This is a genomic window from Mucilaginibacter agri, from assembly GCF_009928685.1.
Taxonomy (GTDB): domain Bacteria; phylum Bacteroidota; class Bacteroidia; order Sphingobacteriales; family Sphingobacteriaceae; genus Mucilaginibacter; species Mucilaginibacter agri.
On the sequence record NZ_WWEO01000036.1, the window covers coordinates 18,966 to 32,299 of the forward strand.

The following is a 13,334-nucleotide window of genomic DNA, read 5'->3' on the forward strand; positions in this document are numbered from 1 at the left end:
GGCAGCGAAATATTATTTCGCTGCCGTTGTTGTTATAGGGGCAGCTAAAGCTGCATCTACCGTCTTCTTAATCCAGTAAGGGTTAGTAAACTGATTACTTACGCTGGAAAAAACTACTTTCCGATCTTTATCAACTACCACATTTGTTGGGTAAAGGCGAACCCCATATTTTTCGGCAATGAATCTGCCACCGTCTACAATATGATAGTTAAACGGATGTAGCTTGGTGTATTCCTTAATATCAAAAGCTTCATCCAGGCAAACGGCTATAAAAACTACGTCTTTGTTATCCTTATAATGGTCTGCAATTTCGTTCAGGTCAGGAATCTCGGCACGGCATGGCGGGCAGCCAATAAACCAGAAGTTTACCACAAGCACTTTCCCTGTCATAGCTTTCAGATCCAACTTTTCGCCGTTAATATCTTTTGCTTTGAAGGAACCAAAATCGTCCCCTATTTTAAAACGATCGCTGGGTTCGGGCTTAGCCATTCTTGCAGCCATAGCATCTTTTTCTTGCGGCGATCTTTTGATAATGGTATAGATACCTGAGTCGGGGCCAGCAAATGCTACCCTCATGGTATAATTACCTGTCGACATCATATTTTGCCAGGCGGCATACGGGTATATAATGTTGCTTGAATCTTTTACGATGGAGTTTTCCCCCGGTGGGATAAACTTTGCGGGTTCCTTTGTTCTGGCCTGACTTTGTATTGCGCCAGCACCCTTTGCCGACATTTGCTTGATCATTGCAACCTGATGTTGTTCTGCCTGCGACCTTTTCATTATAATGAATATAGGCACGGCGGCCTCGAAATTTTCGGGTTGTATGGTGTACTGCCGGGTAGCCATTAATTTACTCCAGGCGGTAAAGGAATATATTTTACCGGTGCTGTCTTTCACAACTGAATGTTCATCTAAACGAAAACTACGCGTTACGGGTGGTTGTTGGGCTAACACCGTGGTCAAAACAAACAACAGAAACATGGTAATTATGGAGGCTAATTTCTTCATAACGGCAAATGCAATAAGGTTTGCGTAAATATATTTATTTTGGTGCAAAACAATAGACAATAAGGATAGCCATAATTTCTTATGAGAATACTGATAAGCTTTATACTTTTTATTACAGCCTATACGACTGCAACCGCCCAGCTGAAACCGGGTTTTGATACAGAGGAGTACCTTGAAATGTTGCGCGCCTCCAAGCAGCAGGCAGACACGGCTTTGAAAAAAGACAAAACACCATTGCCCTTACACTTTAAACAGATTTATCATTCGCCAGATGGCCCCATGGATAACCGGTGGGATATGTTCACCTACAACCAAACTGCCGCTATTGTAATCAGAGGTACAACCGGTAAGCAAAACAGCTGGATGGAAAACTTCTATACAGCTATGGTACCGGCAACCGGACAACTTCATATTGATGATTCTACCACTTTTAAATACCACTTAGCAAAAGACACCAATGCAGCCGTGCATGTCGGCTGGCTGCTGGGCATGGCTTATCTTTCTAAAACCATAGTGCCACAAATCAATAAACTTTACAGCGAGCAGCATATTAAAGATTTTATCATCTTTGGGCACAGCCAGGGCGGGGCAATTGCTTATTTGTTGCGTTCTTATTTAGCCGATCTGCAAGCTCAGAAAATTATCCCCACCGATGTTGTATTCAAAACCTATTGCAGCGCACCGCCTAAACCGGGCAACACCTATTATGCTTATGATTATGAAGCCTTAACGCGCGATGGCTGGGGTTTTGCCGTAGTAAACACCCTGGATTGGGTTCCAGAAACCCCATTCTCTGTACAAACACTCGATGATTTTAACTCGTTAAACCCGTTTAAAGATATAAGCGGCGTGCTGGGCAAACAGAAGTTTTTTGTCCGTCTTTATTTAAAGCATGTTTACAACGGGTTGAAAAATCCATCATTCAAAGCACAAAGAAACTACGAGAAATATTTAGGGCATAAAGTTTATGGCTTCGTAAAAAAATCGCTGCCGCAATTTGTAGAACCAACTTATGCACCTACTAATAACTATGTGCGCTGCGGTACACCAGTGGTGCTAACACCTACCGAAAATTACAGCAAAGAGTTTCCGGTAACCGGCAAAAATGTATTTGTAAACCATATGTTTTACGCATACTATTACCTTACCCAACAAATTTATTTACATAACTGATAAACCGCTGTAACAAAGCATGCAGGGTGGTGGTCTAACCCCGGTATAAATTCATTATTTTTATAGCATGCCCGTACAAACCAGTTTCAGAGAAAATGTGGCTATAGCCCTGCAGTCCATAAGTGGAAACAGGTTGCGCACCTCTCTTACCGCCTTAATTATAGCTATTGGTATAATGGCGCTGGTGGGTATTTTAACTGCTATAGAAGGTATAAGCCAGTGGACCAACGACGCTTTCTCGAGCATGGGGGCCAACTCGTTCACCATCCGTAACCGAGGTTCGGGTATTAGCTTTGGCGATGGCGGACACCGTAAATTTTATAAAGCCGTGCGTTACGATGAGGCCGTTAGGTTTAAAAAAACATTTAAACTGCCGGTACAGATTTCTATAAACACTTACGCATCAACAGCGGCTACCGCCAAGTACGGCGACCTGAAAACTAATCCGAACATTGTGATTCTGGGGGCTGACGAAAATTATCTGGCTACAGGTGGCTACAAACTGGCCAGCGGACGTAATTTTTCATCCTCAGAATTAGAGCACGGAACAAACGTGGTTATCATCGGTGAAGATATCCGCAAACGCTTATTTAAAACCGGCGACCCGGTAAATAAGCTGATGCTGATAGGCGCAAATAAGTTCAGGGTTATTGGCCTATTGCAGCCTAAGGGTTCGAGCGCGGGTTTAGGTGGTGACAAGGTTTGTATCATCCCGGTATTTAAAGCTAAGCAGATCACCACCAACACTAACCCGTCATTTACTATTGGCATTATGGTAACCAATCCGGGTGCTTTAGAAGCTACTATAGGCGAGGCTACTTCGCTCTTTCGTAACATCCGCGGTTTAACTATTGGAAAAGACGATAATTTCGAGATCACCAGAAGTGACTCCATCCAGCAACAATTAGCAGGACAGCTGGCAGGTATTCAGTTAGCAGGTTTTGCAGTAGGTATTATTACCCTGCTTGGCGCGGCAATTGGCCTCATGAACATTATGCTGGTATCGGTAACAGAACGTACCCGCGAAATAGGTGTGCGAAAAGCTATTGGCGCAACACCAGCCATAATTCGCAAACAGTTTTTAATAGAGGCTATTGTAATATGCCTTATCGGTTGTATAGGAGGTATAATATTAGGGATGGGTGTAGGTAACTTAATTGCTATACAGATTAGCGGGCATTTTGTAGTGCCATGGATATGGCTGTTTACTGCATTGGCTATCTGTACATTTATTGGATTGGGCTCTGGGTATTACCCTGCAAAAAAAGCTTCAAAGCTCGACCCGGTAGAGGCATTGAGGTACGAGTAGAAAATATTTCTAAAAAATAGCGAAGAATGTTTCTGCAGATCTTTGCAGGACAGTCTTCGCTATCACCTTGTATGATAAGTTTTTCTACAGCAGCAACTTATTCTTCAATGTTTGCTGCTCAAAGATAAGTTTAGCCAGATATGGCTTTGTCAATGCTTTTTCAAATGCCTCGGCATGGCGTGGATGGTGCATATCGCTCGATATAAAATCAACCATTTCCGCATCTATCAATTGTTCTGCAGCGGCTTTAGCTGCCACTCCGTAATATCCGGTGACAGAATTAGTATTAACTTGCAGTAATGCGCCCCATTCGCGTATCTGGCTATAATCCTCCATGGTTAAATACGAGTAACGTTCAGGGTGTGCCAAAATTGGCTGATACCCTTTAGAGCGCATTTTCTGTATAATTTCGATAATATGAGGTGGTTTGCTCACGAAAGACAGTTCGAACAAAACGTAATTATCGCCCATGGTCATTACCGTTCCTTCATCAATCCGTTGCTCAAAGCCTTCGTCAAATAAGTTCTCGGCAGCTGCGCTAATGTCTATCTCTATTTGCTCTTCTGCTAACTTATCCTTTAATATCTTCAAAGCCGCAGCAATGGTTTCGGGAGTATTACGGTACATATCGACCATAACATGAGGGGTGGCAATAATTTTTTTAATGCCCAGTTCCATCATTTTACGTATAAGTACAATGGATTCCTCAACTGTTTGCGCGCCATCATCTATACCCGGTAACACATGCGAATGCATGTCAACCATTACCTGGTCGTAATTGAACTCAAAATTGACGGTGTCTGTCTTTTCTTTTTTCCTCTTAAATATCCCGAACATGTTTACCTGTTTGCGTACTGGCTTTGATAGTACTGCTGGTAGTTGCCAGAAGTTACATCATTAAGCCATTCTTCATTCTGCAAAAACCAATCAACGGTTTTCTCCAATCCTTCCTCAAAAGTTACGCTCGGGGTCCAGCCCAATTCGTTTTTCAACTTGGTAGCATCTATAGCATAACGTAGATCGTGACCAGCGCGATCTGTTACAAAGGTAATCAATTTAGCAGATTCACCTTCCGTACGGCCGAGTTTACGGTCCAAAATGCTACACAATAAGGTAATCAAATCGATGTTTTTCCACTCATTGTGACCACCGATGTTGTAGGTGGTACCTGTTTTTGCTTCGTGGAATATTAGTTCGATGGCGCGGGCATGATCTTCAACCCATAACCAATCGCGTATGTTTTCACCTTTACCATACACCGGCACGGCTTTATTTTGCTTGATGTTATGAATAGCCAGCGGTATCAATTTCTCCGGAAAATGGAACGAACCATAGTTATTAGAGCAGTTGGAAATAACCACATCCATACCATAGGTATCGTGGTAAGCACGTACAAAATGATCTGAACTTGCTTTAGATGCCGAATATGGTGAATGCGGATCATAAGCGGTAGTTTCCGTGAACATACCGTCTTCGCCCAGTGTGCCATAAACCTCATCGGTTGAAACGTGATAAAAACGATGCTCGTTATATTTATCTTTCCAGATATGGCGGGCAGCGTTCAGCAGGTTAACAGTACCGATTACGTTGGTCATCACAAACTCGAGCGGATTAACTATAGAACGGTCTACATGCGATTCTGCAGCCAGGTGGATCACCGCATAAGGTTGCTCTTGCTCAAACAAATTTTGTATAAAAGCGGCATCAACAATATCGCCTTTTACAAACTGATAATTCGGCTCATTTTCGATATCCTTTAAGTTGGCAAGGTTACCGGCATAAGTCAATTTATCAAGGTTGATGATATGATATTCGGGGTGGTTTTTAACAAAACGCCTTACTACATGCGAACCAATAAAGCCCGCACCTCCGGTTATGATTATCTTTTTCATATATAGATATTATGCTAATACGTGGTTATAAAGGGTTTTGATTCAAATATTTTTCCCATTCCCAGGCAGATGCCATCATGGTGTCAAGGCTCAGTTCAGCACGCCAGCCTAACACGTTGGCCGATTTGGTTACATCTCCCCAAACCTGTTCTACATCGCCTTCGCGGGCCGGGCCAATCTGGTATGGCAATTTAACTCCGGTAGCACTTTCAAATGCGTGAATTACTTCTAACACTGAGCTACCGTTGCCTGTACCCAGGTTAAACACATCGTATCCGCTGAAGCTATCTTTTTCCATCAACTTCAATGCAATAACATGTGCTTTGGCCAAATCAACCACGTGGATATAGTCCCTAACGGCGCTACCATCGGGCGTATTATATTTATCACCAAATACCGTCAACTTTTCGCGCTTGCCACTGGCTGTTTGTGTAATAAACGGAACAAGGTTCTGAGGTACGCCAATTGGCAACTCGCCAATCAGGGCAGATTCATGTGCACCTACCGGGTTAAAATAACGTAATGAAATAACCTTGTAGTTTGTACCCGAAGCTACCATATCTGTCAATATCTCTTCTGCAATTTGCTTGGTGTTGCCGTATGGAGACTGTGCTGGTTTTACAGGTGCGTCTTCAGTAACCGGCAGTTGATCTGGCTGACCATATACGGTACAGCTTGATGAAAACACAAAGTTTAAAGGTTTACTGTAATAAGCGTTAAGCAGATTAATTAACGAATAAAAGTTGTTGCGATAATATTTCAATGGCAACTTAACCGACTCACCCACTGCCTTAAAAGCCGCAAAATGAATAATGCCCGATAAATCTGGTATAGCAGTTGCCATGTTGATAACCGCCGCCTCATCGCAAAGATCAATCTGGTGAAAAACCGGTTTGAAACCTAAAATAGTTGTCAGCTGATCTAAAATTTTGATGTTTGAGTTTGAAAGGTCGTCTACTATAATTGGCTCATAACCCGCATTAACCAATTCTACAACCGTGTGCGAACCGATAAAGCCCAGGCCGCCGGTAACTAATATTTTATTGCTCATTATTTATGGTAATAGGTGATATTTTTAATTTGTCGATTTGTTAAAAGGAGTTTATAGATAATAGTTTATGGTTCATCATAGCTCATTTTCCCTTTTTTGGGGCTATGATTCATTGACTATGAACTATAGGTTCCCGACTATGAACTAAAACAGCTATTTTTACCTCCGGACGAATATAAGGAATTTCATTTTTTAATGTTGCTGTTATATAATATTGGCATTCGCCTATACTTTTTAGCCGTGTATGCGGCTTCGTTTTTTAATGCCAAAGCAAAACTGTGGATCATTGGCCGCAAGCGTCAGCAAATTAAGACAACTGATGGCTGCATTTGGTTTCATTTTGCCTCGTTGGGCGAATTTGAGCAAGGTCGCCCCGTGCTGGAGGCTCTTAAAGACAAAAAGCCTGAAACCTCTATTGTAATCACCTTTTTTTCGCCATCGGGTTACGAGATCAGAAAGAACACACCATTGGCAGATGCCGTTTATTATCTGCCACTTGATACTGCTGCAAATGCCAGGCACTTTATAAATACGATTAAACCTGCAGCCGCGATTTTCACCAAGTACGAATACTGGTACCACTTTTTTAATGAGCTACATACGCAACAAGTTCCGCTTTACATTGTGTCGGGAATATTCAGACCTGGGCAGATATTTTTTAAATGGTATGGCACATTGCATCGCAGCATGCTAAAAATGGTTACCCACTTTTTTGTACAGGATGAGGCCTCAGTCGACCTACTCAAAACCGTGGGCGTTAACACTGCAACTGTAAGCGGAGATACCCGGTTCGACCGGGTGTGGACTAATGCTAATAATCCGAAATCACTACCTCTGATTGCAGAATTTAAAAACAATCAAAAAGTATTTATTGCAGGCAGCACATGGCCGCAGGACGAGGAACTGCTAACCGGCCTCATCAGCCGCTATCCGGATTGGAAGTGGATTTTTGCCCCACATGAGATTGGCGAGGAAAGAATTGTAAAACTGATGGATCTACTGCCATCAGAAAGCACAGCACGGTTTTCCCAAATCTCAGATCTCAAATCTCAGATCTCAAATCTAAATATCCTCGTCATCGACAACATCGGCATGCTCTCTTCTCTGTATCAATATGCCGAGGTGGCTTATATAGGTGGTGGTTTTGGTCGCGGGATACATAATACTTTAGAGGCCGCGGCTTTTGGCTTGCCGGTGATATTCGGGCCTAATTATTCTGTCTTTAAAGAAGCACGGGATATCGTTCATTTGAAAGCGGGCATCAGTATCGATAATGCGGAGCAATTGGCTAATGCCGCTGATTTATTAATTACAGATACCGAGTACAGGGATTTTGCCTCTTCTAAAATTAAAGCTTATGTGCAGCAGAATGTGGGCGCTACGGCTAAGATTGTGGAAGCGATAGAAACTCCTAATTAATGCTGGCTGTCATGCTGAGGCACTCGAAGCATGGTGTGCGTGGCCTATCCATTATCCTTCGAGTACCTCAGGATGACAGCGCTTGTTGATAAAAGTCCTATTTCCCCTGCGCCATATTAGCCAGTGATTCGATGAACAATGGGTTATCGTTCAGGCTTTCTACCAATTGGATATGCTCGCCGCCGAGATGTTTAAATTCGGTGTTATACTCTTCAGATACTTCGTAAACCGTTTCAAGGCAATCTGCCACAAAAGCAGGGCAAAATACCAGCATACGCTTTTTGCCTTGTGCAGCAAGTTCTTTAATTACCTCGCTGGTGTAAGGCTGCACCCAAGGATCGTTACCCAGGCGCGACTGAAAACATACGGTATACTTTTCTTTAGGTAAACCTAATTCTTGTGCTATTAAGCGGGCAGTGTCGTATGATTGTGCTGAATAACAGAATTTATTTACATCTGTCAAGGTCTGGCAACAATCGTCTTTCTTTAAGCAATGGTTGCCTGTATGGTCACATTTAATTAGCTGACGTTGCGGCAAGCCGTGGAAACTGAATAATACGTGATCGTAGTTTTCAACACCATGCTTCTTGCTGTTCTCGGCAAAAGCTTTAATCATCAATGGATCGTTGTGAAACGAGTTGACGAACGAGATATTAGGGATAGTTTGCCATGTGCGTACCAACTCCATTACCTTATCTATTACAGAACCGGTACTTGCCGAAGCATACTGCGGAAACATTGGGATTACGCGAATGCTTTCTACAAGGTTAGCTTTCAATCTATCCAATGCATCTTCTATGGATGGACTTTGGTAACGCATAGCCAGTTCTACCTGATACTCGCTACCGAGACGCTCCTGTAGTAATTTTTGTTGAATGACGCTATAGTATAATAGTGGAGAGCCAGTTTCTTTCGACCAGATTTCTTGATATAACTTAGCTGACTTAGGGCTACGGAATGGTGTGATCAATCCTCTAACTAAGAAGGTACGCAATACAGGGTTAACGTCGATAACCCTTCCGTCCATTAAAAATTCGTTTAAATATTTGCGAACATCTGGTGTTTGCGGACTATCCGGCGTACCTAAATTAACTAATAAGATTCCTTTCATGAGCCCCCTAACCCCCTAAAGGGGAATTGTATAAATAGTTTTTTATTGAGAAAATCAGTGCCGCAAATATCTAATTTTTTTTGTCAATCATTTGTAATACTCCCCGTTCGTGATGAAGATCATATTTCTGAAGATTCTACTCCCCTTTAGGGGGCCGGGGAGCTTTGTATAGTTGCCACCACGGCGTACCTGGCGATGCATGATGCTCATAATGATACCCGAAGAAATAGCAGGAGAAAAAAGCCGCCACATGATTACGCTTTTGCGTGCCGGACTGATAGACGTTATCGTGATCACCTTTATGCGGACGATAAGTGCCGAAGTAAAATAACTGCAAGGTGCTTAGCAGCGATGGAACCACCCAAAACATAATCAGATTAGGTTGAGGGATCCAGATCTTCAAGATATTGAACAGAACCGCCATAAATATTACCTGCCAGATGGATAAGTAATTACGTATGAACTGAACATACCAACTGATGAAATTACCCTGATGATAATCAGGGTCATCGGCAGTATGTACGTGTTTATGGTGTTGATGATGCTTGGTATATAATTTAGGATACCAAAAGGCAGCGTAAACAAACGTAGCGATAAAGCCTGCGGCATTGTTAGTGGTTTTGTTTGATGATACCGTGCCGTGCATAGCATCGTGCGCAGTAATAAACAAGCCGGTGTATAAATGCATTTGCACTAACACAAAGAGATATACCAGGGGATTACTAAAGCTGAAATGCCATTGCATTAATAAAATAGTAGATGTTACCCAGCCACCGATGATTACAACCGCAAAGATTGCCCCCCAGCCCCCGCCTACTGGCGGAGAAGTTGAAATTGGATGTGTATTATGCTTATATTCTTGCAAAGGCATACTTATCCAACGTAAATTTTTAGTGATTGTGTTGTTTATTCCCCCTTTAGGGAGTTAGGGAGCTAAAACTTCTCCAGCGCTGCTTTCACATCCTGCATCAGCCACATAGGGGTTGACGTAGCGCCTGCTATACCGATGGTATCGCCGGGCGAAAACATTTCGGGGTGCAGCTCGTCTACCGAAGAAACGAAGTAGGTGTTCGGATTATACTTTTTACAAACCTCAAACAACACCTTCCCGTTAGATGATTTTTTGCCCGATACAAAGACGATCTTATTAAAGTTAAGCACAAAACTGTGCAGCTCTTTATCACGGTTTGAAACCTGGCGACAAATGGTATCGTTAGCTTTTACTTCGTAACCGCGGTTAATCAGTTCGTCTTTTATGGCGTAAAATTTCTCGGTACTTTTGGTGGTCTGGCTGTAGAGGGTAAAGCTTTGCGGAAGCTCGGCATTGTCCAGTTCTGCAATGTCCTGAAATACGAGGGCGTCGCCATTAGTCTGGCCTTGTAGGCCGATTACTTCGGCGTGGCCGTGTTTGCCGAAAATCAAGATCTTCTCGTCCTGATCGTGCGAGGTTTTGATGCGGTGCTGCAACTTTAACACTACGGGGCACGAGGCATCAATCAGCATAATATTATTTTCCAATGCAATACGGTAAGTATCCGGTGCTTCACCATGGGCGCGGATCAATACCTTTTCATTATGCAGTTGCTTTAAGTCTTCGTGATCGATAATGCGCAGACCTTTGGCTTTCAGACGTTCTACTTCTTCGTCGTTGTGTACAATATCGCCCAGGCAATACAAATAGCCTTGCTCTTCGAGTATTTCTTCGGCCATATCAATGGCGTAAACCACCCCGAAACAAAACCCCGAATCCTGATCGATACTTACTTGAAGATTGTACTCGCCCATGCCTGCAAATTTACGCTAAAAATTATTATGTGTGTTATAGGAATATCAGTATTTGGTCTGCTTGTAATCTCTAATGATCTCCAGTGCCTACTATCTATATAAATGTTGTTGTTTCGACGATAGGAGAAATCTTCTGCACTTTGCTTCAGTAATAAATAGGTTATTACATACTTAATATGACGCATAAGATTTCTCAGTCGTACCTCCTTCGAAATGACAAATTGGATTATTTATTATAATCTAAAGCAAATTTAACACCCCAAAAAATAAAAATTGTACGCCCAATAAAACCGGCCCCACCCAACTCTGTTTTTTAAATTCCAAGCGTTCGAAAAGCCAAAGCATAGCGCTACTCACCAAAAACCAGCAGATGTAATTGGTAACAGGGATAGCGTCATTATGCCAGTGCCAGTAATCAAACCGTATGGCGATAGGCTCTATCTGTTCATCGAGCAATACCATTATTAACGCGCCTAACAGCACACGCGCCCACTTTTTCTTAACATGCATCCGTTTGGTGGTAACGCCTGTTGCGTAAATCAACAAAAACCAGTTAACACCAATGGTTAGGGGTATATCAAACAACTTTGTACCCAGGGTATCACCGTAGGCATAGTTGCCAAAAAGCCAACCGGTGTGCACGCCAATCCATTCGGCAACAAAACCCGATAGATAGATGATAAGGACGAATCCGGTGTATTTTGAGTCGATGCTTTTATGGCTGAAAAATACTACCAGCAACATCAGCAGCAGATGAAAAGGCACTATTTTTAAAAACAACGTGTGTGTTTCGGGCAGCATTAAGCCAACCAACCCAACGGCATGGAAAAGTATAATTATAAATATGGCAAGCTTGCTGTTTAAACGCGGCGGCCTTTCCATACGGTGGTTTGGGTTAAGTGTTTCTGAATAGCGTAATAGCCAATTACAGCCATATTAAACATTTGTACAGGGTGCAAAAAAGTATTCAGGCCGTTACTTTGGTTTGATAGCAGGGAGATCATGCTGCGGGTTAGCATTATAATGCCGCACATAAAAACGATAAGTTGCAGATTGAGCGTAGCAATTACCAACAATGGCCCGCCGATAGTTACCGTAAGATAAAGCAGGAAACCTATGATACTATAATTAAATGCCGCCAAGAAGTTTTTACTGAAACCATCTATCGCATCTTTATAGCCGGTATACATACGGCAGCTGATCATACCGTTAGCTAAAAGCGCTTCGCCTTTCAGGCCTTCTGTTTTAACAAGGCGCATAATCTCTACGTCTTCCACAATTTTATGCTGCACCTGTTTGTGCCATCGGTGCTGGCGGTATTGGGCAGCATCAAACAACATAAACTGACCGCTTGCTGCCGCGAAAGCCGGATTCTTAGCCAGATAAACCAGCCTTATGGGCAGCAGATTAATCAATATATAATGCATCAATGGCACTACGGATTTTTCTCCGAAGGTTAGCATCTCCTGATCAGTAAAAAGGCTTAGCAAAGCGAGGTTATTCAACTCCATGCGATGTACGGCACTATTGATCAACCCGCGGGCAATTTGCTCATCAGCATCCAAAAAGAGCAAATATTTCCCTTTGGCCTCCAAAGCTAATTGGTGACACGCGTAGTTTTTACCCAGCCAGTCATCGGGCAATGGCTTACCTTTTATAATTCGAAATTGAGGATGTGCCGCTATAAAATCCGAGCAGAGCTCAAAAGTACGGTCGGTAGAGTCATCGTCGAGAATAATTACTTCATAATCTGTATACTCCTGTTCGGAAATGGATTCCAGTAGAAAAATAATATTCTCTTCTTCGTTGCGCACGGGTATCAGTATCGATACCTTATCGTGATACCTTTTGGCCGTTCGCCTCAATTTGGGGTTAGATATAAAATTGAACAGCGTAACCACAAAACGCAGTATCAGAAAGAAGAATATAACCGAGAGAATAATGATCACTATCTATACAACGTTTTTACTTTGCTCCAGTTTGGCCGATTGGTAGTAAGCTTTAAAAGAATCTGTTAACTCATTAATATCTGTAAAATCACCATCGTACGCATGCAGCCGTATGTCAACCGTAGGCTTTTTATATTGCATATACTCTATAAAACTAACTGCAAATATGGTTTGAAATTGTCCGGCTGCTTTTTTAATCACTTTAGATAAGCCGTTTTGAAATACAATATCGTCTGTAAAATTAGAGTAAAGCTTCCCCTGCGGAAACATAAGCACCAGGTTACCGGGATCGGCCAGAAGTTCGGCGGTGTAATCCAGCGACGTAATAATATCCTTTGATCCTTTAAGCACCGTATAGCCCCCCAGGTATTTAAGGAAGAAGATTTTTTTGCTCGTCGCCTCCAGTATCATTACGTAAAACTTCTTTTTAAAAAGCAGTTTATTGAGGTAAAACATTAAAAAACCATCCCACCAGCTGTAATGGTTAGGCAGCAACAATATTGATTTACTGGGATCGAAATCGACCTTATTGAAATTGACTGCACGAAAATTACGCCCAATAATAAAGGGGATGTAACGACTAAAAAAGCCGCTGATCAACAAGTTTTTTTTCGGGCGGATCATGCAAGGGGAA

At 42.4% G+C, this 13,334-nt stretch carries 13 protein-coding genes; 3 read left to right on the forward strand and 10 right to left on the reverse strand.

Annotated elements, in window-relative coordinates; translation table 11 throughout:
- Positions 1–12 precede the first annotated feature (12 nt).
- Positions 13–1,011 carry a TlpA family protein disulfide reductase gene (locus tag GSY63_RS02260; RefSeq protein ID WP_166584199.1) on the reverse strand — a complete coding sequence of 333 codons (999 nt, stop codon included), beginning with the start codon at positions 1,009–1,011 and terminating at the stop codon, positions 13–15.
- Positions 1,012–1,092: 81 nt separating this feature from the next.
- On the opposite strand from GSY63_RS02260, the gene GSY63_RS02265 reads away from it, so the two are divergent.
- Positions 1,093–2,184 (forward strand): lipase family protein, encoded by a 1,092-nt coding sequence (locus tag GSY63_RS02265; protein ID WP_166584200.1) that lies wholly within the window; start codon positions 1,093–1,095, stop codon positions 2,182–2,184.
- A 67-nt stretch (positions 2,185–2,251) separates the two neighbouring features.
- A complete protein-coding gene (locus GSY63_RS02270) occupies positions 2,252–3,493 on the forward strand; it encodes an ABC transporter permease (protein WP_166584201.1) in 1,242 nt (413 codons plus the stop codon).
- Positions 3,494–3,577: 84 nt separating this feature from the next.
- Here the strand turns inward: GSY63_RS02270 and GSY63_RS02275 are convergent, their stop codons facing one another.
- From GSY63_RS02275 to galE, 3 genes are read right to left on the reverse strand one after another with little or no spacing between them, the layout of a single operon-like run.
- The gene (locus GSY63_RS02275; RefSeq protein WP_166584202.1) at positions 3,578–4,330 is read right to left on the reverse strand and encodes a tyrosine-protein phosphatase; all 753 of its coding nucleotides are present in this window, start codon (positions 4,328–4,330) and stop codon (positions 3,578–3,580) included.
- A gap of 2 nt (positions 4,331–4,332) precedes the next feature.
- Positions 4,333–5,385: a dTDP-glucose 4,6-dehydratase gene (gene rfbB, locus GSY63_RS02280; protein WP_166584203.1), complete on the reverse strand. Its 1,053-nt coding sequence runs from the start codon at positions 5,383–5,385 to the stop codon at positions 4,333–4,335.
- Positions 5,386–5,410: 25 nt separating this feature from the next.
- Positions 5,411–6,436, reverse strand: coding sequence for a UDP-glucose 4-epimerase GalE (galE, locus tag GSY63_RS02285; RefSeq protein ID WP_166584204.1), 1,026 nt, complete (start codon positions 6,434–6,436; stop codon positions 5,411–5,413).
- 195 nt (positions 6,437–6,631) lie between these two features.
- On the opposite strand from galE, the gene GSY63_RS02290 reads away from it, so the two are divergent.
- A complete protein-coding gene (locus GSY63_RS02290) occupies positions 6,632–7,855 on the forward strand; it encodes a 3-deoxy-D-manno-octulosonic acid transferase (protein ID WP_166584205.1) in 1,224 nt (407 codons plus the stop codon).
- Between the two features lie 97 nt (positions 7,856–7,952).
- On the opposite strand, the gene hemH is transcribed toward GSY63_RS02290, so the two are convergent.
- The 6 genes from hemH to GSY63_RS02320 form a co-directional block, all read right to left on the reverse strand.
- Positions 7,953–8,966: a ferrochelatase gene (gene hemH, locus GSY63_RS02295; protein WP_166584206.1), complete on the reverse strand. Its 1,014-nt coding sequence runs from the start codon at positions 8,964–8,966 to the stop codon at positions 7,953–7,955.
- Positions 8,967–9,102: 136 nt separating this feature from the next.
- Positions 9,103–9,837, reverse strand: a complete 735-nt coding sequence (locus tag GSY63_RS02300; RefSeq protein ID WP_208094441.1) for a fatty acid desaturase — start codon at positions 9,835–9,837, stop codon at positions 9,103–9,105.
- A gap of 62 nt (positions 9,838–9,899) precedes the next feature.
- Positions 9,900–10,751: a 4-hydroxy-3-methylbut-2-enyl diphosphate reductase gene (locus GSY63_RS02305; RefSeq protein WP_166584207.1), complete on the reverse strand. Its 852-nt coding sequence runs from the start codon at positions 10,749–10,751 to the stop codon at positions 9,900–9,902.
- A 240-nt stretch (positions 10,752–10,991) separates the two neighbouring features.
- On the reverse strand, positions 10,992–11,633 hold the full coding sequence (locus GSY63_RS02310) for a carotenoid biosynthesis protein (protein ID WP_166584208.1): 642 nt from the start codon (positions 11,631–11,633) through the stop codon (positions 10,992–10,994).
- On the reverse strand, positions 11,612–12,700 hold the full coding sequence (locus GSY63_RS02315; RefSeq protein WP_166584209.1) for a glycosyltransferase: 1,089 nt from the start codon (positions 12,698–12,700) through the stop codon (positions 11,612–11,614). The genes GSY63_RS02310 and GSY63_RS02315 overlap by 22 nt, the downstream gene beginning before the upstream one ends.
- Before the next feature lie 3 nt (positions 12,701–12,703).
- Positions 12,704–13,324: a 1-acyl-sn-glycerol-3-phosphate acyltransferase gene (locus tag GSY63_RS02320; RefSeq protein WP_166584210.1), complete on the reverse strand. Its 621-nt coding sequence runs from the start codon at positions 13,322–13,324 to the stop codon at positions 12,704–12,706.
- Positions 13,325–13,334: the final 10 nt, after the last annotated feature.